23 protein-coding genes are annotated in these 26097 nt (G+C 58.4%); 6 read left to right on the forward strand and 17 right to left on the reverse strand.

Features of this window, described 5'->3' with window-relative positions:
• Positions 1-7: 7 nt before the first annotated feature.
• Complete coding sequence (locus tag EXY20_RS26105) at positions 8-1753, reverse strand: extracellular solute-binding protein (RefSeq protein WP_135555067.1); 1746 nt, start codon at positions 1751-1753, stop codon at positions 8-10.
• Positions 1754-2099: 346 nt separating this feature from the next.
• Between EXY20_RS26105 and EXY20_RS26110 the strand changes: the two genes are divergently transcribed.
• Together EXY20_RS26110 and EXY20_RS26115 are read left to right on the forward strand one after the other, a co-directional pair.
• A complete protein-coding gene (locus EXY20_RS26110; RefSeq protein WP_167859533.1) occupies positions 2100-3086 on the forward strand; it encodes a radical SAM/SPASM domain-containing protein in 987 nt (328 codons plus the stop codon).
• Entirely contained in the window at positions 3083-3454 is a 372-nt protein-coding gene (locus EXY20_RS26115; protein ID WP_135555069.1) for a hypothetical protein, read from the forward strand. The genes EXY20_RS26110 and EXY20_RS26115 overlap by 4 nt, the downstream gene beginning before the upstream one ends.
• A gap of 73 nt (positions 3455-3527) precedes the next feature.
• Here the strand turns inward: EXY20_RS26115 and melA are convergent, their stop codons facing one another.
• Positions 3528-4826: an alpha-glucosidase/alpha-galactosidase gene (gene melA, locus EXY20_RS26120; protein WP_135555070.1), complete on the reverse strand. Its 1299-nt coding sequence runs from the start codon at positions 4824-4826 to the stop codon at positions 3528-3530.
• A gap of 264 nt (positions 4827-5090) precedes the next feature.
• Here melA and EXY20_RS26125 point away from each other — a divergent pair, with 264 nt between their 5' ends.
• Entirely contained in the window at positions 5091-5951 is an 861-nt protein-coding gene (locus tag EXY20_RS26125) for an AraC family transcriptional regulator (protein ID WP_135555071.1), read from the forward strand.
• Positions 5952-6102: 151 nt separating this feature from the next.
• Positions 6103-7284, forward strand: a complete 1182-nt coding sequence (locus EXY20_RS26130; RefSeq protein ID WP_135555072.1) for a phosphodiester glycosidase family protein — start codon at positions 6103-6105, stop codon at positions 7282-7284.
• A gap of 56 nt (positions 7285-7340) precedes the next feature.
• Here EXY20_RS26130 and EXY20_RS26135 read toward each other — a convergent pair whose 3' ends face one another.
• Positions 7341-7739, reverse strand: coding sequence for a YtxH domain-containing protein (locus EXY20_RS26135; RefSeq protein ID WP_135555073.1), 399 nt, complete (start codon positions 7737-7739; stop codon positions 7341-7343).
• 56 nt (positions 7740-7795) lie between these two features.
• Positions 7796-8221 (reverse strand): DUF948 domain-containing protein, encoded by a 426-nt coding sequence (locus tag EXY20_RS26140; RefSeq protein WP_135555074.1) that lies wholly within the window; start codon positions 8219-8221, stop codon positions 7796-7798.
• A gap of 238 nt (positions 8222-8459) precedes the next feature.
• On the opposite strand from EXY20_RS26140, the gene EXY20_RS26145 reads away from it, so the two are divergent.
• Entirely contained in the window at positions 8460-9113 is a 654-nt protein-coding gene (locus tag EXY20_RS26145) for a bifunctional 4-hydroxy-2-oxoglutarate aldolase/2-dehydro-3-deoxy-phosphogluconate aldolase (protein WP_135555115.1), read from the forward strand.
• Positions 9114-9370: 257 nt separating this feature from the next.
• Here the strand turns inward: EXY20_RS26145 and EXY20_RS26150 are convergent, their stop codons facing one another.
• The 4 genes from EXY20_RS26150 to EXY20_RS26165 form a co-directional block, all read right to left on the reverse strand.
• Entirely contained in the window at positions 9371-10033 is a 663-nt protein-coding gene (locus EXY20_RS26150; RefSeq protein WP_135555075.1) for a helix-turn-helix transcriptional regulator, read from the reverse strand.
• A gap of 92 nt (positions 10034-10125) precedes the next feature.
• Positions 10126-10566 carry a DUF86 domain-containing protein gene (locus EXY20_RS26155; RefSeq protein ID WP_135555076.1) on the reverse strand — a complete coding sequence of 147 codons (441 nt, stop codon included), beginning with the start codon at positions 10564-10566 and terminating at the stop codon, positions 10126-10128.
• Positions 10567-10713: 147 nt separating this feature from the next.
• A complete protein-coding gene (thiD, locus tag EXY20_RS26160; protein ID WP_135555077.1) occupies positions 10714-11517 on the reverse strand; it encodes a bifunctional hydroxymethylpyrimidine kinase/phosphomethylpyrimidine kinase in 804 nt (267 codons plus the stop codon).
• A gap of 159 nt (positions 11518-11676) precedes the next feature.
• The gene (locus EXY20_RS26165; RefSeq protein WP_135555078.1) at positions 11677-12342 is read right to left on the reverse strand and encodes a tetratricopeptide repeat protein; all 666 of its coding nucleotides are present in this window, start codon (positions 12340-12342) and stop codon (positions 11677-11679) included.
• A gap of 140 nt (positions 12343-12482) precedes the next feature.
• Here EXY20_RS26165 and EXY20_RS26170 point away from each other — a divergent pair, with 140 nt between their 5' ends.
• Entirely contained in the window at positions 12483-12743 is a 261-nt protein-coding gene (locus EXY20_RS26170) for a hypothetical protein (RefSeq protein ID WP_135555079.1), read from the forward strand.
• Positions 12744-12836: 93 nt separating this feature from the next.
• Here the strand turns inward: EXY20_RS26170 and EXY20_RS26175 are convergent, their stop codons facing one another.
• The 9 genes from EXY20_RS26175 to EXY20_RS26215 form a co-directional block, all read right to left on the reverse strand.
• Positions 12837-13262, reverse strand: a complete 426-nt coding sequence (locus EXY20_RS26175) for a flagellar protein (RefSeq protein WP_135555080.1) — start codon at positions 13260-13262, stop codon at positions 12837-12839.
• A gap of 177 nt (positions 13263-13439) precedes the next feature.
• Positions 13440-14609: a DNA sulfur modification protein DndB gene (locus EXY20_RS26180; RefSeq protein WP_135555081.1), complete on the reverse strand. Its 1170-nt coding sequence runs from the start codon at positions 14607-14609 to the stop codon at positions 13440-13442.
• The gene (locus EXY20_RS26185; RefSeq protein WP_135555082.1) at positions 14609-15745 is read right to left on the reverse strand and encodes a DGQHR domain-containing protein; all 1137 of its coding nucleotides are present in this window, start codon (positions 15743-15745) and stop codon (positions 14609-14611) included. Before EXY20_RS26185 ends, EXY20_RS26180 begins: the two co-directional genes overlap by 1 nt.
• Before the next feature lie 355 nt (positions 15746-16100).
• A complete protein-coding gene (htpG, locus tag EXY20_RS26190) occupies positions 16101-17981 on the reverse strand; it encodes a molecular chaperone HtpG (protein WP_135555083.1) in 1881 nt (626 codons plus the stop codon).
• A 152-nt stretch (positions 17982-18133) separates the two neighbouring features.
• On the reverse strand, positions 18134-19858 hold the full coding sequence (gene cysI / locus EXY20_RS26195; protein WP_135555084.1) for an assimilatory sulfite reductase (NADPH) hemoprotein subunit: 1725 nt from the start codon (positions 19856-19858) through the stop codon (positions 18134-18136).
• Between the two features lie 28 nt (positions 19859-19886).
• On the reverse strand, positions 19887-21743 hold the full coding sequence (locus tag EXY20_RS26200) for an assimilatory sulfite reductase (NADPH) flavoprotein subunit (protein WP_135555085.1): 1857 nt from the start codon (positions 21741-21743) through the stop codon (positions 19887-19889).
• A 215-nt stretch (positions 21744-21958) separates the two neighbouring features.
• On the reverse strand, positions 21959-22348 hold the full coding sequence (locus tag EXY20_RS26205; RefSeq protein WP_135555086.1) for a GIY-YIG nuclease family protein: 390 nt from the start codon (positions 22346-22348) through the stop codon (positions 21959-21961).
• A gap of 29 nt (positions 22349-22377) precedes the next feature.
• Positions 22378-22857 carry a DUF6530 family protein gene (locus EXY20_RS26210; RefSeq protein WP_135555087.1) on the reverse strand — a complete coding sequence of 160 codons (480 nt, stop codon included), beginning with the start codon at positions 22855-22857 and terminating at the stop codon, positions 22378-22380.
• A 92-nt stretch (positions 22858-22949) separates the two neighbouring features.
• Positions 22950-26030, reverse strand: coding sequence for an efflux RND transporter permease subunit (locus EXY20_RS26215; protein ID WP_167859534.1), 3081 nt, complete (start codon positions 26028-26030; stop codon positions 22950-22952).
• Between the last annotated feature and the right edge of the window lie 67 nt (positions 26031-26097).

Raw genomic sequence — 26097 nt, forward strand, 5'->3', positions numbered from 1 at the left:
ACCGGCGTCATTTATGCTGCTGGTACCACTCGTTGACTTCTTTGACAATCTGGTCGCCGCCTTGCTTCTTCCAGTCCGCCACGAATTGGTCGAACGATTCGAGCGGCTGCTCGCCCATGATGATTTTGGTCAGCGTCTTGACTTCCAGGTCGCGCAGCGCGGGACCGTTCTTCTGCATTGTATCCGTCGGCGAGCCGAGGAATGCGTTCGTCATGAACGCGTTGTTTTTCTTGTACTGCGCCAGCAAGCCGTATGTGCTGCCGTCCGGCGTGCCGAACATTTTTTCCGTGGCCCAATATTTCAGCTCGCCGCTGCGATAGGACTGGATGCTCTTGTAGTACTCCAGCGCCGTCGGGTTCAGCTTCGATGTATCCTTCGACTTCAGCGCTTCCTGTACGGCGTAGTAGTCGTCCTGGTTCGTTTCGGCGTAACCGCCCTGAATCGGCGACAGCCCGAACGTCGCGATGTTTTCGTCGCCCGATTTGACGCTGTGGTACTTCTCGTCGCGCGTTTCGCCGTAATTTTTCTCCAGAAAAAAGTTCAATATTTTGATCGCCGCTTCCGGATTTTTCGCCTTTTTGCTGACGACCGTAAAACGGTTCGGCACGATCGAGTTGCTGAGCGTCTTGACCGGCGCGCCGTCGGCCGATACAAGCGGGAAGACGCCCCATTCGACGCTCGGATCTTTCGACTTCATGTCGTTGAGCGGCCAACCCGGGTTCCAGAACTGCCCGAACGTCATGCCGACCTTGCCCGCCGTCGTCAGTTCGGCGCTCTTCTCGCCGCCGCCGACGCTGAATTCGGGATTGATCGCACCCGCCTTGAACAGCTCCTGCAGTTTGCCGAGCGCCGTCTTCACTTCCGGCTGAATATCGGCATATTCCAGCTTGCCGCCTTTATCGAGGAACACCAGGTTGAGCCCCGTCGAGTTCGGCCCGCCCGGATTGAACGGATAGGCATGGTACCCGTTGAAGAACCCGTCAAGCCCCGCCCAGCCGTTGAACAAATTGTAGTCGAGATTGAGGCCGAACGTATCCTTCTTGCCGTTGCCGTCGGGGTCATTGTTCGAAAATGCCTTGGCGATATTGATGACGTCGTCCATCGTTTTCGGCGGTTGCAGGTTCAGCTTCTGCAGCCAGTCGGTGCGGATGAAAATGTATTGCGCGTCGTCCCGCCCGCCGCCTCCGTTCGGAAGCGCCATCAACCTGCCTTTGACGGAAGACGCCGTCCGGGAAATGCCGCCGGATTCATTCAGCATTTTCTTCAGCAGATCGGAGCCGTATTTCTCGACCAGGTCGGTCAAGTCGGCGATTTGGCCGGCATCGATCAGCAGCTGCAGCTGCTGCAAATTGACCTCGAACACATCGGGCAAATCGCCGGACACCATCGAAACGTTCAGTTTCTTCGGATACTGCTGGTCGTCGACGATCCACAAGTTTTTCATTTCGATGCCGAGCTGGTTTTTCAGCTCGTTGGTATAGATGTTGTTGTCCCAGCTTTCCCCGGGAAGAAACTTCGAGCCGCTGTTGAACTTGCGCACGGTAGAAACCGTGATCGGCGGCGAATATTTGCCGAGCGGCCCGTCCGCCTTCGGCACGGCCGATACGGCGCCGCTTGCCGAAGGCGTGGCGCTTGCGATCGCCGACGGCGAAGCCGATTGGTCCGATTCTTTGCTGCTGCTGCAGCCCGTTGCCGCCATCGCTGTCGCCAGCAGCGTCGTCAGCGCGGCACCCCCGATTTTTCGTTTGACCATTCCCGCTTACCTCCCTCATTTTCCGTAACGTTACGTTTTTATTATGCGGACTGAGCATGTTTCCTGTAAATGTCAATCTCATGTCATCGATTGCTCTGTTTTGGCTTCTTTGACCGGCTGTACCGGGACAAACGCATTCCACTACTCGTCCATAGGAACCAGCGATTTCCTGACTGGCATAAGAATCATCGGCGCAATCGGGACTTGCGGTTCCGGCAGCATTAAGCTTCGGGGCGGATAAAATCGGTTGAATTTTTGGACAATTCGCACTATTGTCGCCCGATTCCGTTAAAATGTATACTCGGCTTGTATCGCGGCTCCACCCCAAGCAGAGAGGAGGAATATCGTGCAAACGTCCGTAAACGGACACGTCCGGATTCACGATCTGGTGTTCAGCCTTACGCGCCAATGCAACGCATTTTGCGATTTTTGCTGCAACGACGACGGACCGGACAAGCGCGGGGCGATCGATCCCGAAGCCGCCAGGCAGTGGATCGACGATTTTGCCGCTTATGTGCCGTATTGCCGGACCGCCGGCTTCACGGGCGGCGAAGTGTTTCTGCGCTACGACGAAATGGAGCAGATTCATCGGCATTTGTACGCATACGGCTTCCAAACGTCGATTACGAGCAACGGCTTCTGGGGCAAGAGTCCCGAACTCGCGCGCAAGCGGCTGAAGCGGCTGCAGGCGCTCGGTCTGACGGAAATCGCCATCTCCATCGACCCGAGCCACATCGCCTGGGTCCCGCTGGCCCAGTCGACCGCCGCCGTCAAGATCGCGCTCGAGCTAGGCCTGACGGTAGCCGTCACCAGCCATTTCAAAAGCAAGGAAGGCACGGCCAAAGATTATTTCGAACCGGATCTGCATCCGCACATTATTTGGGACGAAAGTCATTACGTGCTTCCCGTCGGACGGGCCAAACATCTGCCGCGGTCGAGCTTCTCCGCCGACCGGACGGAAGGCCCGCTGTTATGCCCGCGCGTGCAGGTCGTCATCCAGCCGAACGGCGACGTCGACCCTTGCTGTTCGGTTTGCCTGGACGACGGCGTGTTCGTTGTCGGCAACTTGTACCGGCAGACGATGCCGGAAGTGTTGGTGGGCATGCTGGGCGACATGTATTTGAAAACGATCACGCATCGCGGCCTGGACGAGCTGGAACGCATCGTTCGGCGGTATCACGGCGAATACGCGCTGCCGGAGCGGCAATATTCGGTCTGTTTCATGTGCAACGCGCTTCGTCAGGCGGACAACTTCTGGATGGTGGAGGACGCCATGCGGCAATACGGCCTGGAGCTGATCCGGGAAAATATGCAAAAGGAGTTGGTCTCATGAGTGTCGATCAGAAGAAGGAAATGGAAACGCTCGCGAAGCTGCTGGAGGAAAATCCGAAGCTGATGCAGGCGGCGCTGTCGGGCATGCAGGAGTCGCTGGGCAAGGAGCTGAAGGCGAGCGGGCTCGACCATAAAGTAAGCCCGGCTGCGCTCGCGCGGATCGGGCAAATGAATCCGGTCGAAGGCGGCAATCCCGTGGCCGACGACTATGTCGCTTCGGCCGTAAGCAGCGTGCTGCATGTCGTCAAAGTCGGCGTGGCCGATCTGGTCAATGACCTCGACCGGATATCGACGCTGAATACCAAGGTGACGAGCCAGGTCAGCAAGCTGAAGCTCGGCAACGTCATCAATACAAGGATCCACGAATAGCGCGCGGCAACCGAACAACCGCCGGCCTGCACTTGAACGAGTGCGGTCCGGCGGTTGTGTCTTGAAGGAGCGATCAGTTAAACTTCGGCAGCCAGTCGCCGTGCGCTTCGATCAGATCGTCGCACAGCGCGACAATGTCGTCGATCGACAGCTCGGCTGCGGTATGCGGATCGAGCAAGGCGGCATGGTAAATATGTTCCTTCTTCCGCGTCATGGCCGCTTCGATCGTCAGCAATTGCGTGTTGATGTTCGTGCGGTTAAGCGCGGCCAGCTGCGGCGGCAGGTCGCCGACATACGTTGGCGTAATGCCGTTGCGGTCGACCAGGCAAGGCACTTCGACGCACGCTTCCTTCGGCAGGTTCGTAATCAGCCCGGTGTTCATGACGTTGCCGCCGATCTTGAACGGGTTGTTCGTCTCCATCGCTTCCATCATGTACGACGCGTACTCGTGCGAACGAACGTGGGTCAGGTTGCGGTCGTTCACCAGCTCCTCGCGCATCGTCTTCCAGCGTTCGATCTGATTGACGCAGCGGCGCGGGTATTCGTCGAGCGGAATGTTGAAGCGTTCGATCAGCTCCGGATAATTGCGCTTGATGAAATACGGATGGTATTCGGCATTATGCTCGGACGATTCCGTCACATAGTAGCCGAACCTCAGCATCAGCTCGTAGCGCACCATGTCATTGTGCTTTTCTTTTTGCTTCTCGGCGGCGCGGCGCTTAATTTCCGGATACAGGTCGACGCCGTCCTTGGACACTTCAAGCAGCCACGCCATATGGTTGATGCCGGCGATCTTCGCTTTGACTCCCTCGGTGTCGAGGCCGAGGTGCTTGAACATGTGCGGTACGCACACTTGCACGCTGTGGCACAAGCCGACCGTCTGGATGCCGCCATGCGTGTTCATCACGTTCGTCAGCACGGCCATCGGGTTCGTGTAGTTGAAGAACCAGGCGTCCGGGCAAACCTCGCGCATGTCTTTGGCGAAGTCGAGCATGACCGGAATCGTGCGCAGGTTGCGGAAAATGCCGCCGATGCCAAGCGTATCGGCGATCGTCTGGCGCAGGCCGTATTTCTTCGGAATTTCGAAGTCCGTGATCGTACAAGGATCGTAGCCGCCGACCTGGATCGCGTTGACGACGTATTTGGCGCCGCGCAGCGCTTCCTTGCGGTCGCTGTACGCTTTGACGACGCAAGTGCTGTTCGCCGTTTTCTTCAAATTGTTCAGCATGTTCTCCGAATCTTGCAGCCGCTGCGCGTCGATATCGAACAGCGCCAGCTCGAAGCCTTGCAGCGCCGGCGTGTTCATCACGTCGCCGAGCACATTTTTGGCGAAGACGGTGCTGCCTGCGCCGAGGAACGTAATTTTGGACATGGGGAAATCCTCCTGTTGGTTCAGATCGTCCGCTTGTGGCGGTACGCGCCGGATCGGCGGCGTATCCGCTTCCAACCCGGCTCACATACTTCTGAATATAAGACGAGATGAACCGTTTCGCCATGGAAGGATGCGATATGTTTATGGACATTTGTAGTTTCCGCTTGCAAAAAGGAGCCGTTATCCGCATGATGGAGAGTAGACAGCGGCCGGCTTGACCGGACGGAGGAATGCCGCCGCACTTTTCATCCGCGGGAGGATGCCATGCTGCAGCCTTTTCACCACAATACGATCAATCCGTATCCCGGCAAAGGGGAAATCGTCGTCCTGTTCGCCGGCCATTCGCAAACCGAACCGGAACACAAGGTCGGTCCCCAGGTGCGCGACTATCATCTCGTCCATTACGTCGTGTCCGGCACGGGCACGTTCCGCTGCCGCGGCCGCGAATATGCGCTGACAACCGGCGACAGCTTCTTCATCGCGCCAAGCGAGCTGGTGAGCTACGCTTCGGATGCCGCTGCGCCGTGGCAGTACCGCTGGGTGGCGTTCAAGGGCACGCAGGCGGACGAATTGCTCGCCCGGCTCGGCATCGGCCCGCACCAGCCGGTTGCGTCGACCGCCGGCCGCCTCGTGCCGCTGCTGTTCCACCGGATCGAACGGGCGCTGCATGACGCCGATCCGAGCTGCGACATGCGGGCAAACGGCAATATGCGGCTTCTGTTCGCCGAATGGATGAAGGCTTCCGGTACGAAAACCGCGCGCAAACAGGAGCCCGATTCGGAAATCGACCGCCAGGTCGAGCAGGCGATCCGTTGGCTGACGCTGCAGTACCCGGAACCGATTTCGATCGAGCAGATGGCGGGGGCGCTCGGTTACCACCGCACCTACTTGTCCAAAATGTTCAAGCAGCACACCGGCATGTCGCCGATGAACTTCCTGCTGAAGCTGCGCATGGAGCGGGCGCGAACGCTGCTGATGGAACCGCTGACGATCGAGCAGGTCGCTTCCTCCGTCGGCTTTGCGGATTCGCTTTATTTCTCCAAGCAATTTCGCAAGTGGTATGGCTTGTCCCCGTCGGAATACCGTCATGACACCCATCACCGGGAGCGGTTCGATTGTCCGTAGCCCGGCGTCTCGGCTTCCGCTTCGCCACCTCGCAGCGGCATTGTCGACAATACTCGAAACATGTTGGAATATATTGGATCGCCCCTATGCAACCTTTTCCGGTTTTATACGTTAATAAAGGTAATGCGATTTCATCAAGGAGACCGGATGAATGCCTGAACCGACCGCTTCCCGCCCCCTGTCCGCCCAATCGCCGACGCTTTCGCGCGCGAACAAACAATCCAAGGCCGCGCGCAAGCCGCGTTCGTTCTGGCGGCTGATCCGCAATTTGACGCTGAGCGGCATGGCCGTATTCAGCGTATTTGCCATTTGGTTTTTCTTTACGCCCTCAGGCACCCGCATCCGCAACATCATGGCGGACACGGTCATCGCCACCCAGCACCGGGAATGGGCCAAATATTTGATCGGCAAACGCGAGCTGGATAACAGGGTCGCCGCCTACTGGTCGCGGTTCGACGAATATGCCGCCAAACCGATCACCGAAACCGCCGTCATCCCTACCGCAACACCTCCGGCCATGAACGCCGGATCGGCAGCAGGCGGATCGCATGCGACGCCGACGCCAACCCCGAGGCCGCTTACGACGATCGAGCCCGTGGAAGGCAAAGGCTTCAAAGGGTATATCCTGTCCATCTCCGATCCGAAAAAGCTTCGCATCGCCGTCCCCGCCGTTTACGGCAAAGGGGAGAAAGTGACCAGCATGGTGAAGCGGACCGGCGCCATCGCCGGCGTCAATGCCGGCGGCTTCGTCGACCCGGAATGGAAGGGCAACGGCTTCCAGCCGACAGGCATCGTGATGTCCGGAGGCAAACTGTTTTATAACGACGCCGGCATGGATACGAAAAATCATGTCGTCGGCATCGACAAGGAAGGCCATATGATCGCCGGCAAATATTCGCCGAACGAGCTGCTGAAGATGGGCATGAGCGAAGCGGTAACGTTTGCGCCGCGGTTCATCGTCAACGGCGAAGGCCAAATCAAGAGCGAGGCCGACGGTTGGGGCATCGCCCCGCGCACCTGCATGGCGCAGAAGGCGGACGGCACGATCATGTTCGCGATCATCGACGGCCGGCAAACGCACAGCATCGGCGCCACGCTGTACGACGTGCAGAAGCTGTTTCTCGAACGCGGCGCGATTATCGCCGCCAATCTTGACGGCGGCTCCTCCACGGTGCTGGTGAAAGGCAACGAAATCGTCAACAAACCGTCGAGCGAATACGGCGAACGCTTCCTCCCGACGGCATGGCTCGTATTCGACAACCCGCAGACGGCGCCAATCCGCAACGTATGGGAAGGCGTCGACATCCATCAGATCGATCCGTCCAAGTGGTAGAGCCGAAACGAGCGGCTGCCGCCTCCGATAGTGGGAAGCGGCAGCCGCTGCTGTTTTTAATGACTGGACACCGTTTCGCCGTCTTCGTCCGAAGCCGCTTCGATATCTTCCGCAAGCAGCGACGCGTCGTCGCCGAGCAGCGCCGCACCGTTCAGATGCGCCGGTTCCGCTTCCGTTTCCTCCTGCAGTTCCTCCTCTTTGCCGCCGCGCCACGATTTGATTTTGCCTACCCAATCGCTCGTTTGCGCCCCGACCTGCTTGGCGACCTGCTGCGTCTTGTCGCTCACTTGACCTGCCAGCTGCTGCGTTTTGTCGGCAGCTGCCCTTACTTGCTCCGCGATGTCGCCGCGCAATTCCTTGCCCGATTTCGGCGCGAACAGCAGCGCCGTGATCGCTCCTACCGCACTGCCGATGACGGCGCCTACCAGCAAATCTTTTCCGTTTCTTTTTGCCATCTGTTCCACAACTCCTTCGGTTTGATAATGGGTCAGGGGTCAGGTGTCTAGTGTGTTCAGTCACGCCCAAGCCAAGACAACCGCAACGCCCGGATTTTCCGCCATAACTGCATGCCCAACATCGCAATCGACGCCGCGTCCGCTGCCGGACCGCGGCTGCCGCCGTCCGCATCGGCCGCCCCGCCGACGACGGAGCCGAACGTCTCCGCTGCCCGCCCGATCGCCTGGCCGCTTCGCCGGATGGCGCGGCACATGGGCCCGATGTCGTCCACCCTCCCGCGCACCTCGCGCACCAGCCGGCGCGAAGAGCGGGCCAGCAACGCCGCTTCCTTGCCGGCGCGCTGCAGTTCGGCGATGCCCGCTTCCGCCGACACGAGCGCCTGACGCAGCACACGTTCCGTATGCAGCAGAAACCTTACGGCGACCGCAACCAACACGACGAATGCGGCCGCCGCCACCGCTACGCTAACAGAAACGATCATGTCATCCCTCCCGCGCCGGCACCATCGTTCGGAAGCAGCAGGTGCCGCCCGCCGCCCGAACGAAGGCGAATGCCTATTTCATAGTGACAGTATAGGCGGGTGCCCGGCGAATGGTGACAGCTCCCGTCAAAAATTATTGTTCCCTGCCGCTCCCCTGTTTACCATCGCACTTGCTGGCAAGCGTTCGGCGGCGGTTGTATAATGGGAAAGACGACGGAAAATGAGGATGCGAGCGATGATGGATCGGGAACAAGGACTGGCGGAAATCGAACGAACGCGGATTATCGCGATCGTACGGGGAGTCGCGGAAGCGAATATTCGGGGCGTAGCGGAGGCGCTGCTTGCCGGCGGCATTACCGTCATGGAAGTTACGCTGAACACGCCGGGGGCGCTGGCGATGATCGGAACGCTGCAGCGGGAGTATGGCGACCGCTTGTTTATCGGCGCCGGCACGGTGCTGGACGAGGAAGATGCGAAGCAGGCGATCGCGGCCGGCGCATCGTTCATCGTCACGCCGAATACCGACGAAGCCGCCATTCGCCTGGCGGCCGGCCGCGGCGTACCGGTGTATCCCGGCGCCATGACGCCGACGGAAATCGTCAAAGCATGGAAAGCCGGGGCCTCCGCGGTCAAAATTTTTCCGAGCACGGGGCTCGGTTTGCCTTATATCAAAGAGCTGCAAGGGCCGCTCAGCCATATTCCGATGGTCGCGGTCGGCGGCGTAAGCGAAACGAACATTGCCGATTTCCTGCAAGCGGGTTGTTGTGCGGTTGGGATCGGCGGGTCGTTGATTAATTTGCGCGAAATTGCGGCGGGCAATTACGCTTTCATCACGGATAAGGCGAAGAAGCTGATTGCGGGTGCGGCGGTTGTGGCTGCCGGCGCGCGCTAAGATGTAGCGGGGCGGCAAAAAAAGCTGCTATCGCAGCACTTCGAAGAAGCTGGCCCGGCTTGAGCGGCAATAGGCCATGTTTTGCTGCCTATTTCGCCAAAAGCGTGCCTTTTAGCCGAAGCGGTCGAAATCAGGCAAATAAGCCATTTTTCATGGGCTATTTCGTTACCCGGCAGCACATAACAGCGGCCGGAGCGTGAAAAAGGCTTTCCAACGGTCCGGGTAGACCGTTGGAAAGCCTTTTCGCTTGCGGCGCGTCAGGACGAGGCCGCCGTCGATTGCGGCTGAGCCACTTGCCCGCCGCGGATGCGGTACGTGCACTTGCTGCCGCCCTTGGTCAAACATTCGGTCCGCTCCACATCGGCTTCCAGCAGCTTGCCGAACAACGCCAGCTCGCAGTGGCAAGCTTCGTTGTACCGGTTCGCCACTTGCGCGATCGGACAATTGTATTCAAGCAGCGTATACTCGCCTTGGTCGTTTTGTTCCCATTGCACCATATAGCCGTTCGCGTTCTGAATATCGGCCAGTTCGGCTACCCTGTCGTGCAGCGACTTGCCGGTCATCCGCTCGCGATATTTGGCGAACAGCTTCTCCTTGCGCCGCTCGAACAGCCTGCCGACAACCTCGCCGCCTTCTTCCGCCTCCAGCTCGCTGAGCAGATCGAGCGTCAAATGATGATAGTTTTTCGGGAAAAGATCTTCCGCCAGCCCGGTGAGCGAGTAAATGTGGCTCGGACGCCCCATCGCCTGCCGCACGAGCTTCGCTTCGATCAGGCCGTCGCGCTCAAGCGTATTGAGGTGCCGCCGGATCGCCATCTCCGTGATCCCAAGCTCGCGGGCCATTTCCCCGACGCTCAGCGGCCCTCTCGTCTTCATCATCGTCAGCAGCATTTTGCGGGTCGACGATTCTTGTTCGTTCATGTCCATCACCCTATCATGCGCCATAATACCGCCATTGTAACGCATTTGGGGTGACAAGTAAATTACGAAACATTTCCGTTTCGAAAATTGGGTTACAAGACCAGCTCGCGTTCGACAAAGACGCGCACCGATTCGCCGAACTTCGGCAGCCATCCCGGCAGCGTTCGCACGAGCGGGTGTATGGCGCCGCGTTCGTATGCGAAATACTGCTGCACAAGCGGTCGCCGCAGCGCCACCAACTCGCTCAGGATGGCCGCGGTATCGGCTTCGATGGCGCCTTCGCCGCGGATAATCTCGACGATATCGTCATAGCTGCTGGCATCGCGCATCATGAACGCGTCGATCAGCAGGCTGCCGATATCGGTGACCGTTTCGATCGCCAAGTGGAGCACCCGCTCGGCAGCGAACGTTACCGGGAGCGGGCAGTCGTTTGCCGGCTCCGGGTTCGCCGCCGACAGCTCGGACGCAGCGGCGACAAGCACCGGCACAAACCGCAGCCGCTCTTCAAACTGCTCGCGATTCAAATAGTACATCGGGCTTCGCTACCTTCTTCTTTTTTTGAATTTGGCCCAGATCAGCATCGCGGCAAACGTAAGCGCCATCACGAAAATGAGCGTTACCGCCTGCATGACGTATTCCAGCGACATGATGCTCCCTCTCTTCTGCGAATAATACGCGACTCACCCTTGACGCCGCGAAAACGCCCAGTGATTCGTCGGCCCATGGCCATGGCCGATGCCGAGCTCGTCTTCGATGGCGCATGTAATGAACCGTTTGGCCGTCTGCACCGCTTCCGCCAGTTCGCGGCCCTTGGCAAGCTCTGCCGCAATGGCGGCGGAAAACGTGCAGCCGGTGCCGTGCGTATGCCGCGTCTCGCGGCGTGTGGCGGTCAGCAGGCGAATGCCGCTGCCGTCATACACCACGTCGACGGGATCGCCGGCCATGTGGCCGCCCTTCACGACCGCGCAGCGCGCGCCGTATTCCTCGACAAGCGACCGCGCGGCCGCTTCCATCTCCGTCAGGCTGGCGATGCTTCGTCCGGTCAACACTTCGGCCTCCGGCACGTTCGGCGTCACGACCGCCGCCAGCGGGAGCAGCAGCTTGCGCAGCGACTCTGTCGCCGAGGCGGCAAGCAGCGCCTGTCCTCCCTTGGCGATCATGACCGGATCGACGACCAGTCGCCTCAGTCCGTGTTCCTTCACCTTGGCGGCGACAAGCTCGATCACTTCCGGTTTCGACAACATGCCGGTCTTGACCGCGTCCGCGCCGATATCGCGCACGACCGCATCGATCTGCGCGTCGATTCCTTCCAGCGGAATATCATATATGCCGAATACGCCGAGCGTATTTTGCGCGGTTACTGCCGTAATGGCCGACATGCCGTAAACGTCCAGCATCTGGAACGTCTTCAGATCGGCCTGTATTCCCGCGCCGCCGCCGCTGTCCGAGCCGGCGATCGTCAGCGCCTTGCGGACTGTCGCCATTCACTGCCCACTCCTTGCCTACATTTTACGCTACCAGTGTATAATTCGCCCAAGGCGCAGGTCAAGAGCTACACCGGCCATATGGCCGTCATTTTGCCCTTGTCCGCCGCTTCTTCCTCAAATGTTCACGATTGCGCCGTCCCGGTGACGCAGCGCCGCCTAATAGCGCAGCTTCGCCAGCAGCGCCCAGCGCCGTTCGGAGCGCCGCTTGTACGCCGGCAAGCCGCGGTATATGTGCCCTGCTTCGTCGAAGGCCGCAGCCGCGTCCCGCTCGCGGCCGAGCTGCTTATACAGCTTGCCAAGGCGGTAATACGCTTCGCAGGAGGACGACTGAATGTCGCCGAACTGCTTCATGTAGCCGATCGCCTTGTCCGGGTCGGAAGCCGCGAACGCTTCCCCCAAGCGCAAATACGGCTCGCCGTATTTGACCCGCGGATTGATCGCAAGCCCTTCGCGCATCAATCGTTCGCCTTCCACGAGATCCCCCGCCTTCAGCCGGCACAGCCCCAGCTCGCACAACACGTCCGCGGAATCGTCCATCACGCCTTGAACCTTGCGCAGTTCGTTTTCCGCTTCGGCATATCGCTTCTTCTCCAGCAAGATCCGCGCCGCCTCATGGCGGCTGCTCGTCTGGTGCGGGCTGAGCGCCAGCTCCCGCCGCAGTTTGGCCAGCCTGCCGCTCCGCTTCAGCGGCGCCGAAATGCTGGGGAACAAGCCGACGAAGCGGCGATCCAGCACGTAAATAACAACAATAATGACCAGCAATGCCAGGAACGGATTGCCGAGCAACCGCCATAGCAGCACGAACAACAAAAATTTCCCCACCGGTTTCCACCCCCACTACGTTCATCATACCACAGGAGCAGCCGCGTTTCCGAGGATCGATTGCACATGGAACGAGGACCCGCTACAATGGGAAAGAACAAGCTGTCCGCAACGAAAATTCCAAAAGGAGCTGCTTCTGAATGAAAGCTGAAACCTGGTCGCAGCGGCGGACGATCGGCCGCAAAAAATACGTCCTGCGCTACGGCATCCTGACGTTCGGCTTCGGCATCGCGCTGCTGCTCACTTTGCTTGAGCTCGTGACGCAAGGAACGTTTCACTACACGTTGTTCGTCATCCGATTGCTGCTGTTTCCGATCATCGGCCTCATCTGGTTCGCGTCGCGCTGGGATGCGCTGGAGCGCAAGTTTTTCCCCGCCGAAGCCGGCAAGCTGCACGAATAGCGGCAATGCACCCGACCGCACGCAAACAAACGCTCCGTCCCCCTGTCCATCCAGGACAGCGGAACGGAGCGTTTGCGTCAGGTCGTGCGGCGACTATTTGCGCGACAGCCTGTCGCTGATGCGGAAGCTCATCTGGTTCTCCCGAACCAGCTTCTCCTGCTGCTTCTTCTCTTCTTCGTTCATCCGGTGAATGTCGCTGTTGATGCCGGTCGTACAAGGCGGGCAAAGCTTGCCGGTACGGATCGGCTTGCGGCACAACTCGCAATGATAGAACAAGTTCGGATATTCGCGGAGCAAAATTTTGTTGTCGCGGAAAAATTGCGTAATCGAAGCGATGCCGACGCCCGACTTTTCGATCAGCTTGTCGGTTGTGATGCGGCGATCGTGCCGAAGCGCGCTCAGGCAGCGGTTCAACTCGTCGTCGTATTGGCGGGTACACTTCGTGCACAGGTTGCGCAAATTTTTTTGAAAAACCGAACCGCAGTTCGGGCAATTGGCTACATTCAGTTCAAGCGCCATCGTCTATTCACCCCGTCGCCTCGGCCGGCTTCGACCCAAGCGAGACTCCCTTTCCTTGCTGGTACTTAATGCCTACATCATACCACAACGCATCCCGATTAGGGAGTACGCGGCACAAAAAAATAGTCCTTGGGACGCCAGTCCGCAAGGGCTATTTTCACTGCGAAATAAGAAGCTCTAAGCGGTTGAAGCGGCTTTCGCCTGTTCGCCGAGCATCTGCTCGAACAGTTCCACCAGCCGGCCGTGCTTGCGCAGCGACTTTTCGTGGATCAGGTTGAGCTTGCCGTTGTCCATCAAGCCGAAGCGCTCCACCAATTCCTCGTTGTTGTGCGACCAGTCGAACCCTTCGAAGATGCGCAGGCATTTCGTCCATTCCTTGTTGTATACGCCGTCGCGGAACAGGTGCTGGTGTGCGTACAGCGCAATGCTCTCCTGCATCGCCCGGTTGGACGACGTGTATACCGGCGTTCCCGGCTGCTCTGGCATGTACGGCAGCAGCGAAGAGAAAAACTGATGCAAAATTTCGACGTAAATCGTCGGTTCTTTGCGGATTTGCCGGGCCAGCTCGTAGGACCGCTGCATTTTGCCGGAAAACAGCATCGTCGCCGTGGAATACAACCAGCTGAACGAAGTGAAGTTTTTGTTGAAGGCGGTAAGGTTGGCGCGTTTCTCCACGCCGGCGCCCTTCAGGAATACATTATGATCGACAACCTGCTGAATGACCAGGTTCATCGGATCGGTCGAATCGAACGAATGGCCGAGCTCCTTGCTGACGAGCTGCACCTTCGAGTTGATGTCGCCAAACAGCTGCTGCTCCTCGATTTCGTTCAGGCCGATATACAGCTGCACGGCAAGCTCGCTTTCCATCAGCTCGAGCCGCCGCTTCTCCAGCTGCAGCACGGTGCCTTCCGCTTGCTCCAGTTCGTCGGCCAGCTCTTTGTCGTCCGGAAACCGGCGATGCTTCACTTTCAGCGCCGCCACCTTGCGCTCCAGCGCGCGCACTTCCTTGATCATTTGTTCGTTGACGTAACCGAGCGCCAGGATCCGGTGCTGGCCGTCCAGAATGCTCAGCTTCGAGCCCGGCAGCAGCACGAGCCCTTCATCGCCTTTGGCCAGTTGGCCGACTTCGCGCAAAGACAGCGTCACCGGTCCGAAAAACACCCGATCCAGCTCGCGTTCTTGTAAATAATTCCCAATTTTCCGGCGTTGCCCATTGCTGAGCTTCCGCTGCACCATCGGATCGATGGTCGTATAATTGAGCAAATCCTGCACCTGCACCGGCACGGTCGCCAAACCGAATTGCCCGCAGAACGGATGGATCGAAACGTTAAGCCGCAAGCCCTCCATTATACCGCGTCCTCCTTGTCGCTAATCAGAAACAGATGCTTCTCTTCGTAGAAATCATGTACGAACTGGTATGCTTTCATGATGCGCGAACGGCGCGGCAAGCGGTCTTTTTCGTCGCCGGTGAAGATCGCGTCCCACTCGATATGGGGCAATATTTTGACCGCGTGATCGAGCGCGTAGCGGTTGAACTTGCCGGTTTTGGTCGCTTCGCCGTGCAGGAACAAGGCGAGCGCAATCTGCACGTTCTCCGACCAGCTGAGTTGGCCGATGGCCGGCTCGGGCAAATGGTTGAGCAGCTGTTTGAAATAATGCGATGCGAGCGCGTAGTGCTCCTCCAGCTCTTTGGGAGCAAACTCGTAACTGTTATTGCGCGCGCCGGATTTCAATCGTCCTTCGATCAAAGCGACGAGAATTTCAATCAGCACATGATAACTGATCAAATAATCGGGCGCCTTGCCCCGCTCCGTAAACATGTCGATCGAGATGCGCTCCATCGCCGGATCCTGCTGCACCAGCTTGCTGGCCAACACATGGTAGAAACGACGCTGCTCGCGCAGCACGGCAAGGTTTCCGCCGATTTTGCGCGGGAGCTTGTTGATGTCGGAGAACAGCTGGCGCTCCTGCTTCGCGTCGATATCGAGATAAATCATCGTCGACATCGGGAACTCGTAGAGCCGGCTCAGCTTCTCGGAAATTTCGTCCATTCGTTCGTATTCGCGCTGGTCCTTGGCGCGCGCCATCAACCCCTGCAGCATTTCGGCCAAACGCCGGAACGCGGCCAACCGGTGCTGGCCATCGACGACATACAGCTTCTCGATCGCCGTCAACCGGTACACCTGCTGGTCCTCGTCAACCGTGCCCGCGCCACGCGCCGACAAAATGATGCCGGGGAAATAAATCCCCTTCTGATTCTCCAGGTACAAATTGATGTAGTCTACCAGTTTGGACAAATTTTGCGGCACGATGGTCCGCTGCACTTCCAGGTCCACTTCATAAATAGAAAACAGCTTGCTGATCGGCAGCGTCGTTGTTAACGTCGACTGGCCGAACGTGCGAGAAACTTTGCCGGGGATCTCGATGTAGGAGCTTGACTTCTGCCCGGCGAGCAGTTCCGATAGCGAGGATATTTTATCCACTTTCATTCCTCCAGTATAGATGGGTAAGTGTGTTGCGCGTTGCATCGCATATTCGGTCTATCACGTATAGTTAAGTATACACAGATTAGCCAGGTAAAATTCACCAGACGTCAAAGCGCTCTCATATTTGCGAAAACAAACGAACACACAGATGATTACTATTTTGAATGATCTTCCGCCAATTTACAAGAATGCGGCTCCGTTTTCCATCATTTTTCGAAATAAAATCTTGTTTGCCCGTCACAACGACGCCAAATGTTCGTAAAAACGAACAACAACCGCCCTCACCTTCCCGGTAAATGGCGATTTTTCAAAAAAATCCCCCCGATTCCGGGGGGGGGGCAGGCGGGAGCCTCTACACCATAATTTTGCAAATGTCGTTCGTGAATTCGACCGGATCCTGAAGCGGCAAGCCTTCAATCAGCAGCGCCTGGTTGTACAGCAGCGCCGTATAGAGGCCGAGTTTCTCCTTGTCCTTCTCGAACGCGTCCTTGAGCGAAACGAACACCGGATGGTTCACGTTGATTTCGAGCACTTTCTCCGCCTGCACATCCTGGCCGCTCGGCATCATTTTCAGCACTTTCTCCATCTCGATCGACAGATCGCCTTGCGCGGACAAGCAGACCGGATGCGACTTGAGCCGCTTCGACGCTTTGACGCTTTTCACCTTGCCGGCCAGCAGCGTCTTCATCTGCTCGAACAAATCCTCGTTTTCCTTGCCTGTTTCGTCATCCGTCTTCTCATTCGCGTCAGCGTCGATGCCGAGATCGCCGCTCGAAACCGACTTGAACTCCTTTTCCTTGTAGGAAGTAAGGATTTTGATTGCAAATTCGTCGATATCGTCGGTGAAGTAAAGAATCTCGTAGCCTTTGTCGGCAACCACTTCGGTTTGCGGCAGCTTGTCGATGCGTTCGATCGACGGGCCGGTGGCATAATAAATGTACTTCTGCTCTTCCGGCATGCGCGAGACGTATTCGTCAAGCGAAACGAGCTTCTTCTCCTTCGAGGAGTGGAACAGCAGCAAATCCTGGAGCACATCCTTGTTCATGCCGTACTCGTTGTAGACGCCGAATTTCAGCTGGCGGCCGAACGCCTTGTAGAACGTTTCGTATTTCTCGCGCTCGTCCTTCAGCATGCTTTGCAACTGGCTTTTGATTTTGTTTGCAATGTTTTTGGCGATCAGCTTGAGTTGGCGGTCGTGCTGCAGCATTTCGCGCGAAATGTTGAGCGACAGACTTTCGGAATCGACCATGCCTTTGACGAAGCTGAAATGGTCCGGCAGCAGGTCGGCGCACTTGTTCATGATCAGCACGCCGTTTGCGTACAGCTCCAGCCCCTTCTCGAATTCCTTCGAGTAATAGTCGAATGGCATGTTTTCCGGGATGAACAGAATCGCGTTGTACGATACGGCGCCGTCGACGCTCAGGTGAAGGTGCTTAAGCGGCTTGTCGAAGCCGTAATGCTTCTCCGCGTAAAATTGCTCGTAGTCTTCGGTTTTCAGCTCGCTTTTGTTTTTGCGCCAGATCGGCACCATGCTGTTGACGCGCTGTTCTTCGGTGTAGCTTTCGTACTCGTCTTCGCTGTCTTCCTTCTTGCGGCTTGCGGTGACGTCCATCTTGATCGGATAACGGATGAAGTCGGAATACTTCTTGATGATCGCCTTCAGCCGGTATTCTTCGAGAAATTCGTCGTAGTTGTCCTCTTCGCCGTTCGGTTTGATTTGCAGCGTAATTTCGGTGCCCACTTCGTCCTTCTCGGCCGGTTCGATCGTATAGCCGTCCGCGCCGGTGGAATGCCAGCGGTAAGCTTGCGTTTCGCCCAGGGCGCGGCTGACGACCGTCACTTCGTCGGCGACCATGAACGCGGAGTAGAAGCCAACGCCGAATTGGCCGATGATGTCGTGGCCGTCCTTCGACTCGTTCTCCTTCTTGAACGCCAGCGAGCCGCTCTTCGCGATGACGCCGAGGTTGCTCTCCAGCTCTTCCTTCGTCATGCCGATGCCGGTGTCGCGAATCGTGAGCGTGCGCTTCGCTTTGTCGGCCGTCACCTTGATGAAGTAGCTGTCCTTGTCGAACGTGAGATTCGAGTCGGTCAACGCTTTGTAATAAATTTTGTCGATCGCGTCGCTGGCGTTCGAAATCAGCTCGCGGAGGAAAATTTCCCGCTGCGTATAAATCGAGTTGATCATCATTTCGAGCAGTCGTTTCGATTCGGCCTGAAACGGCTTTTTCTCCATTGTGGTCTCTCCTTGCGATCCGTTATTAGCACTCTCGATGTTTGAGTGCCAGTCTCTCTTTTTTTATACCATTCGTCCAATTTGATGTCAATACGGCGCACGGCAAAACAGCCGCAGCGAATGTCGCCGCGGCTGCCCGCCGGAACGGAAAATCAATCGTGGAAATTGGTGCCGTCGTACGTTTTGCCGATAATGCCGGCGCGGATGACGAAATCGCCGAAATGCTCGCCGTCGTGCCGCTCCTGCGCATATTGATTAATAATCGGCGTCAAGGTGGACAAAATTTCTTCTTCGCCGATGTTTTCCTTGTACATCTTGTTCAGCCGGTCGCCCGCAAAGCCGGCGCCCAAATACAGGTTGTATTTGCCCGGCGCTTTGCCGGTGAAGGCAATTTCGCCGAGAAACGGCCGCGCGCAGCCGTTCGGGCAGCCCGTCATGCGAATGACGATCGATTCGTCGCCGAGGCCCGCTTCGGCCAAAACCGGCTCCAGCTTGCCGAGCAAATCGGGCATATAACGCTCCGACTCCGCCATGGCAAGGCCGCAGGTCGGCAGCGCGACGCATGCCATCGAGCTCTTGCGCAGCACCGAGTTGTGCTCGCCGCCGGTCAGTCCGTATTCCTGGACCAGCGCTTCGACTTTTTTCTTCTTCTGCGTCGTGACGTTGCCGATGATCAGGTTCTGATTGGGCGTCAGCCGGAAATCGCCGGTATGGACGCGGGCAATCTCGCGCAGGCCGGTCATTTGCCGGGCGCTGCCTTCGTCCTTGATTCGCCCGTTCTCGAGAAACAGCGTCAGGTGCCACTTGCCGTTGTTGCCTTTGACCCAGCCGTAGCGGTCGCCGTTGTGATCGAACTTGTAGGGACGCTCTGCTTCGAGCTTCCAGCCGAGCCGCTCGTGCAATTCTTCGATGAACCACTCGATGCCGCGGTCGTCGATCGTATATTTGAAGCGGGCATGCTTGCGCACGGAACGGTCGCCGTGGTCGCGCTGGATCATAACGGTCTTCTCGGCCACTTCGAGCACCTGCTCCGGCCTGCAGAAGCCGATGACGCGGGCAAGCTGCGGATATGTTTTCGGATCGCCGTACGACATGCCCATGCCGCCGCCTACCGCAACATTAAAGCCAAGCAGCTTGTTGTCGCCACCTAACACCGCAATCAACCCGAGATCCTGCGAAAACACGTCGACATCGTTCGACGGGGGGACGGCAACGCCGATTTTGAATTTGCGCGGCAAATACACTTTGCCGTAAATCGGCTCGACCTCTTTGCCTTCTTCTTCGGTCGGAAGCACTTTTTCGCCGTCGAGCCAAATTTCGTGATAAGCCTTCGTTGCAGGCTCCAGATGCTGGCTAAGCTTCGATGCCCATGCGTATACTTCGCCGTGCACATCCGACTGGTAGGGGTTCGGGTTGCACATGACGTTGCGGTTGACGTCGCCGCAAGCGGCAAGCGTCGTCAGCAGGACGTCGTTGACTTCGCGGATGGAGCTCTTCATGTTCCACTTCAGAATACCGTGAAACTGGAACGACTGGCGGGTCGTCAGCCGGATTTGGCCATTGGCGTATTTCTGCGCCATGCCGTCCAGCACGAGCCATTGCTCCGGAGTCACGACGCCGCCCGGGGCGCGGACGCGCAGCATGAACTGGTAAGCGGGCTCAAGCTTCTGCTTCTGCCGCTCGTTGCGCAAATCGCGGTCGTCCTGCATATAACTGCCGTGAAATTTCATCAACCGGTTGTCGTCGTGCGAAATCGCTCCGGTGATCGGATCGAGCAAACTTTCCTCAAGCGTCCCCCGCAAGTAGTTGCTCCGGACTTTGATGTCTTCGACATCGCTCGGCGGGCCTTGCGGCGGGAGCGGTTTATGATGGGCCATCGAAGAGGGCACCTCGCTTTCGTTCTGTTTAGTAAACGTCCCGCTGGTAGCGCTTCTGCTGCTGCAAGTCGGTCAAATAGGCCGCCGCTTGCTCCGCGGACAGACCGCCTTCGCTTTGGAGAATTTGACCGAGCGTGGCGTGAACGTCGTGCGCCATATGCTTCTCGTCGCCGCAAACGTACACATAAGCGCCTTGCTGCAGCCATTCATACAGCTCGCGGCTCTTCTCCAGCATGCGGTGCTGGACGTAAACCTTGCGGTCCGTATCGCGCGAGAACGCAACATCCATGCGCGTCAAGGTGCCTTCCTTCAGCCACTTCTGCCATTCGATCTGGTACAGGAAATCGGTCAGGAAATGCTGGTCGCCGTAGAACAGCCACGACTTGCCTGCCGCTCCCGTCTCTTCGCGCTCCTGCAGGAACGAACGGAACGGCGCTACACCGGTGCCCGGTCCGATCATGATGATCGGCGCTTCGGGATCTGCCGGCAGTTTGAAGTTCGGATTTTCGTTGATGTAAACGGCGATCTTGTCGCCTTCCAGGAGCCGTTCCGCGCTGTGCACGGAGCAGACGCCGAACCGCTCGCGACCGTTCGCTTCGTATCGTACCGCCCGAATCGTCACATGGACTTCGTCCGGATTCGCCTTGCTGCTGCTGGCGATCGAATACAGACGCGCCGGCAGCTTGCGCAGAATGGCGACAAAATCCGCCGCGGCCACTTGCCATGGCCCGAAGTCTTGCGCCAGATCGAGCAAGTCGCGGCCCTTCAGGTAGGCGCGCAGTTCATGCTCGCGCTCCGGCTGCAGCAAATCGCGCAGCGCGTCGCCGCCGCCGAGCTTCGCCGCCTGCTCCAGCAGCGGTTTCGTCAGCACGGTAATTTCGTAATGGCGCAGCAGCGCTTCGCGCAGCGACGCTTTGTCGCCGTTCTTGTTCGCTACGACAGGCGTTTCCGCCTGCCAGCCCATCGCGGCGATCAGCCGATCGACAAGCTCGGGATGGTTCTCCGGATAAATGCCGAGGCAATCGCCGGGCTCGAACGAAAGTCCCGAGCCTTCGAGCGAAAGCTCGAGATGGCGCGTTTCCCGCTGCGAGCCGCGTCCGTTCAAATCGACGTTCGCGAGCACTTCGGCGTAGAAAGGATTGGAACGCGAGTACGCAGACGTCGCAGCCGCCGTGCCGACAGCCGCGGCAGCCGGTGCGGCCGAAGCCGTCGCGCCGCCGGTAGCGCGGAAAGCGTCAACGACGCTGGCGATCCAGGCCGCCGCCGGTTCGTCGTAGTCGACGTCGCAGTCGACGCGCGGCGCAAGGCGTTTGCCGCCAAGCTCTTCCAGGCGCTGGTCGAAATCTTTGCCCGTCTTGCAAAAAAACTCATAGGAGCTGTCGCCGAGCGCCAGCACCGAAAACCGGAAATCTTCCAGCTGCGGCGCGCGTTTGCCCAGCACAAACTCGTGAAACGTCAGCGCGTTGTCCGGCGGATCGCCTTCGCCATGCGTGCTGACGACAATCAGCAGGTTGCGCGTTTTTTTCAAATTGGCCGGTTTGTAATCGCTCATCGACGACAGCGTCGTCTGAACGCCCTGTTCGTCCAGCTTGCGCTTCAGCTCTTTGGCGAGCCGCTGCGAGTTGCCGGTTTGGGAGCCGAACAGAATCGTCGCTTCCTGCGGTACGCTGGCGACAGCCGGCGCAGCGGCGGGAGATGGCGCCACGGCCAGCGCGGCGGCGGAGAGCGATGCCGCGCCTGTTTCCGCCGAAGCAGAACTGCCGGACCAAGCGGCCAAATACCCGCACAGCCACATGCGCTGCGCTTCGGTCAACTCGGGCAGCAAGCGGTTAAGCAGATCGGCTTGCTCTTGTCGAAACGGACTGTTTGTCACGTGAAGCTGCAAAGATGACCACCTCGAACCTTTTGTTTGATATGCATACATTGTCGGGCGCGATGAGAGCGCAAGTATGTCTACGCTTCATTATAAAGTAAAATGGCGACAATCCTTATCAGAATTATTGATTGACTATATGCGAGATGGTTATAGCCCCGCGGTTTTCCTTCCATATTCCGACAAAAAACCGGGCTCTCCGGGCCCGGCTTCCGCTAATATGCCAATTACTGCCGTTTACGTTTATTATATCCTTTGTCGTCGTAAGGCTGAAGCTTGTCAAGCCACAAGGCCAGCAGCACGTCCAGCTCGCCCTGCAGCCTGGCCCGCTCGCCGGGATCGCCGGCCGCCTCTTCCTTCGGCTTCAGCCGGTCCAACTCTTCGAACACGAAGCAGCTTGAACCGAACGTCTTCCAATCTTCCCTCAGTTCGAATATCGTATTCATGTTCGTTTGTTTCATGAAGTCGAACCGATTGCTTGCGCCGCCCAAATCCATCGTGCCGTCGACCCATACTTTCCCGTTCGCCGTATTGCGAATCTGGTACACGCCCACCGGCCGGATCGTTTGCGTGTAGGCCGCGGCCAATTCTTTTTTCCGCTGCTTGCCCGTTTCCATCTCGTTGCCCTCCCATTCCAGCTGCCGCTTCAGTAGCCGAGTTCCTTCAAAATCGCCGAAAGCGTGCGCAGCCGCTCGCCGATCAGCTCATGGTCGTCGCTCAGCGCCTGGCTGAACAGCTTGATGTCTTCGTTGATCTTCTCGTTGTCCGTGCATACCGCTACAGTCATCGCGCTACCCTGCAAACCGACGCGGTCGATGACCGGCTTCTCGGGATCGTATAAATGCTCGTAACGGTACGCATCCTGGAAATGAGCCAAGCTTCTGCACACGAGAATGGAAAGGTCGAGCACGCGGTGAAGCGGCAGCTCTTCCGACTGGCGGGACCACTTCTCCCCGGTATAGCGCCAAACTTTGGCCGAAATGTCAACCTTGCCTCTGTCATTCCACTGCGCCAGGCCGAGCGACAGCCCCTGGGCGTCGGTATGGTTCGCGTACCTGCCGTCGATCTGGCCGTAATTATCGGAGACGATGACAGGTTTATGCTTTAACGTTGTCGGGATTTTCATCGGAATCGTTGCCTCCAAAATCTTGATTTAGTAAATTAGTAATTTACTGAATCATAACCTGTTGGCGCCGATTAGTCAACCCGCGTCCCGCGTCAAAACGATTCTTCCTCGGCAAATTTGCGTTTGCGGCCCGTAATCAGATACAGCACCGGGACAAAAACGAGCGTAAGCAGCGTCGACGTCGTCAAGCCGCCGATGACAGTGACGGCCAGACCGCCGGAAATGAGACTCGTCGACGATTGCGACAAGGCAAGCGGCAGCAGCGCCAGTATCGTGGCGCAGGCGGTCATCAGAATCGGACGCAGCCGCGTTTTGCCCGCTTCCACGATCGCTTCCTTCAGCTCCATGCCGGTGCGGGCGTTTTTCTCCACCCGGTCGAGCAGCACGACGGCGTTCGTCACGACGATGCCGACCAGCATCAGCATGCCGATCATGGCGCTCATCGACAGCGATTGTCCGGTTACCAGCAGGCCGCCGAGCGACCCGACCGGCACGAACAGCAGTGAGGACAAAATAATCAGCGGGGTGCGCAAGCCGCCGAACGTGACGCTCATGACCAGAAAGACGAGGCCGATCGCGCCGGCCATCGCCAGCAAAATGCTCTGGAACCCGCTGTTGATCATGTCCAGGCCGCCACCGATTTTGAGCTCCACTCCCGCCGGCAGCGTCAAGCCATCAATCTCCCGCTTCACTTGCTTCGTCACCGCCGCCGTATTGTCTCCTTTGACGGTGCCGCTCACCTTGGCATACATTTTGCCTTCGTCGTGATTGATTGCGACGGGGGCCGTTTTTTCGCTGACAGTGGCGATTTCCCCAAGCTTCTTTGGCCCTGCCTGGGTAGCGATCGTTACGCTCTCCAGCTCGGCCTTGCTCTTGATCGGCTGCGCATAGGCGATGGTCAAATCGCGCTCCTTGCCGTCAAGCACGTACGTGCCGGCATCGATCGGCCGCAATTGCTCGCTGACCGCCTGCATGATCTGGAAAGAGGATACGTTCGCGTCCCGACCGGACTGATTGACGGTCAGCTCCCATTTTGGCGTCACGTCTTTCAGATTGTTCGTAATGTCTTTCAGATCGGCGTGCGCCAGCATCGCCTGCTCCACTTGCCCCGCCGCCTGCGCCAGCGCAGCTGTATCGGAAGCGTACAGGCTGACGTCGACGTTGTTGCCGGTTGGCGGCCCTTCGCCGGCCGCTTCCTTGACGTCGACCGTCGAGCCGGGCGCCACGGCGTTCACCGCGGCTAGCACTTCCTTGTTCGCCGCCTCGATCAGCGCCTCGGCATCGGCCCCCTCTTGCAGCGTAACGTTGATCGTTGCTACGTTCGTTTTGCTGCCCATCAGCTGCATCGGTCCGCGGCCGCGACCGCCGCCGGTGCCGACGGAAACCTGGTAGTTGTCGATCCCTTGCGCCGATTGCAGGAAGCTTTCCGCCTTGGCGGCGGCGTCGCTCGTTTGTTTGATCGTGCTTTGCGGCGGCAGCGTCACCGTGATGCTCAGCGATTGCGCCGAACCGGACGGCAGGAACGACACGCCGAGCAGCGGAATCGTCGCCAGCGACCCGACCAGCAGCACGGCGGCAACGAGGATCACGAGCGCCTTGCGCTTCAGGGCGCCGCGCAGCACCGGTTCATACCAGCGGACGAGCGCGCCTTCTTTGCCATGGCCTTTTACTTTATTGAAAAATTTCGCGCCGAGCACCGGAATCAGCATCATTGAAACGAACAACGACACGAGAATCGAAATGACGACGGACACGGCAAACGGGCGGAAAAATTCGCCGATAATGCCCGACACGAACGCCAGCGGCAGGAACACGACAACCATCGCCAGCGTGGACGAAGCCACCGCGTTGATCACTTCTTTCGTGGCGCGGAAAGCAAGCTCCTTGCCTTTCAGACCGGCGCCCTGCGTCTGCCGCCAGCGGTATATGTTCTCGACCACGACGATGCTGTCGTCGACGATCCGCCCGATCGACACGGCGATGCCGCCGAGCGTCATGATGTTCAGGCTGTAGCCCATCTGATGCAGCAGCGCGATCGTGGCGAAGATGGAGATCGGCAGCGACAGGATCGAAATGATCGTCACGCGCACGTTGCGCAGGAACAGGAAGATGATAATGACGCAAAACAGTGCGCCATACGCCCCTTCGCGAATCAATCCGGAGACGGAGTGCTCGATTTCGACGCCCTGGTCGCTGATGACGTGAACGTCCAGGCCGCCTGCCCCGCCGTAGGTCGCCAGCAAATCCTTGACTTCGTTCGACACGTCGGCCGTATTGGCGTCCTGGTTTTTGACGACCTGGATCACGAAGCTTTCTTTGCCGTTGAAGCGGGACACTTCGTTCTGTTCGGACACGGTCGTCACGCTGGCGATATCGGCCAAACGCACCGGTTCGGCGGCGCGAGCCGCTCCCGCTTGTCCGGCCGCTGCGGCTACGCCCGGCGCAAGCTTCAGGTTTTCGATCTCGCTGACGCCGGCCACCGCCCCGTACAGCCGGATCGGGATGGTCGTATCGTCCTGGCTGACCGAACCGAGCGGCACCGCATAGTTCAGCGCCTGAATCGCGCTCTGGACCGCGTTCAGCGTTATGCCTTTGGCCGCGGCGCGTTCCTTGTCGACGACGATGCGCAAGCTTTCCGTTTTCGTGCCGCGCACTTCGACGGAACTGACGCCGTTCAGCTTCTCCAGCTGCGGCACAACGTCGCTCTCCAGCCGCTGCTGCAGCGCCGCGCTGTCGCCGCCGTCCGAATAAACGGCAGCGACGTAAATCGGCTGCGCATTGATCGACAGCCGCTGGATGTTGACGCTCGCCCGATCCGGCACGCGCACTTTGGAGACGGCGGCTTCCACCGCGGATGTAGCCTTGTCCATATCTTCGCCAAACGGAAACTGGATGAAGATGCTCGCGCCGTTTTCCTGCGTTGTGCTTGTCAGCGCGTCGTAGCCTTTGATCCCTTGCAAGCTTTGTTCGATCGGCTTCGTGACGCCGTCTTCGATCTCTTCGGTCGAAGCGCCCGGGTAGGACGCTTGCACGAATACGGCCGGAAACGTCACGTCCGGGAACGTCTCCTGCTTGATTTGCCCGGCGGAATAAAACCCGAGCAGCGTCACCAGCAGGCACAAAATAATAACGGCCGTGCCGTTCCTCAAACTGATTCGACTTAAGTAGCTCACTTGCATTCTCCTCCCTGTTTAGTTGGAGAATACCAAGCGAATTTGAACTCAGTATGAACAGGGGCGG

This window comes from Paenibacillus cymbidii (assembly GCF_004764705.1).
GTDB classification, from domain to species: domain Bacteria; phylum Bacillota; class Bacilli; order Paenibacillales; family NBRC-103111; genus Paenibacillus_AN; species Paenibacillus_AN cymbidii.

Bases quoted from the DNA above. Each gene is read 5' to 3' on its own strand.
- cysI (WP_135555084.1), bottom strand. From the start codon at position 19,858: ATGGCCCATCATAAACCGCTCCCGCCGCAAGGCCCGCCGAGCGATGTC.
- EXY20_RS26175 (WP_135555080.1), bottom strand. From the start codon at position 13,262: ATGGCGCTTGAACTGAATGTAGCCAATTGCCCGAACTGCGGTTCGGTT.
- EXY20_RS26205 (WP_135555086.1), bottom strand. From the start codon at position 22,348: ATGGAAACGGGCAAGCAGCGGAAAAAAGAATTGGCCGCGGCCTACACG.
- melA (WP_135555070.1), bottom strand. From the start codon at position 4,826: ATGTCCAAAATTACGTTCCTCGGCGCAGGCAGCACCGTCTTCGCCAAA.
- EXY20_RS26180 (WP_135555081.1), bottom strand. From the start codon at position 14,609: ATGGAGGGCTTGCGGCTTAACGTTTCGATCCATCCGTTCTGCGGGCAA.
- EXY20_RS26140 (WP_135555074.1), bottom strand. From the start codon at position 8,221: ATGATCGTTTCTGTTAGCGTAGCGGTGGCGGCGGCCGCATTCGTCGTG.
- EXY20_RS26170 (WP_135555079.1), top strand. From the start codon at position 12,483: ATGAAAGCTGAAACCTGGTCGCAGCGGCGGACGATCGGCCGCAAAAAA.
- thiD (WP_135555077.1), bottom strand. From the start codon at position 11,517: ATGGCGACAGTCCGCAAGGCGCTGACGATCGCCGGCTCGGACAGCGGC.
- EXY20_RS26105 (WP_135555067.1), bottom strand. From the start codon at position 1,753: ATGGTCAAACGAAAAATCGGGGGTGCCGCGCTGACGACGCTGCTGGCG.
- EXY20_RS26115 (WP_135555069.1), top strand. From the start codon at position 3,083: ATGAGTGTCGATCAGAAGAAGGAAATGGAAACGCTCGCGAAGCTGCTG.
- htpG (WP_135555083.1), bottom strand. From the start codon at position 17,981: ATGGAGAAAAAGCCGTTTCAGGCCGAATCGAAACGACTGCTCGAAATG.
- EXY20_RS26130 (WP_135555072.1), top strand. From the start codon at position 6,103: ATGCCTGAACCGACCGCTTCCCGCCCCCTGTCCGCCCAATCGCCGACG.
- EXY20_RS26125 (WP_135555071.1), top strand. From the start codon at position 5,091: ATGCTGCAGCCTTTTCACCACAATACGATCAATCCGTATCCCGGCAAA.
- EXY20_RS26210 (WP_135555087.1), bottom strand. From the start codon at position 22,857: ATGAAAATCCCGACAACGTTAAAGCATAAACCTGTCATCGTCTCCGAT.
- EXY20_RS26135 (WP_135555073.1), bottom strand. From the start codon at position 7,739: ATGGCAAAAAGAAACGGAAAAGATTTGCTGGTAGGCGCCGTCATCGGC.
- EXY20_RS26155 (WP_135555076.1), bottom strand. From the start codon at position 10,566: ATGTACTATTTGAATCGCGAGCAGTTTGAAGAGCGGCTGCGGTTTGTG.
- EXY20_RS26150 (WP_135555075.1), bottom strand. From the start codon at position 10,033: ATGAACGAACAAGAATCGTCGACCCGCAAAATGCTGCTGACGATGATG.
- EXY20_RS26145 (WP_135555115.1), top strand. From the start codon at position 8,460: ATGGATCGGGAACAAGGACTGGCGGAAATCGAACGAACGCGGATTATC.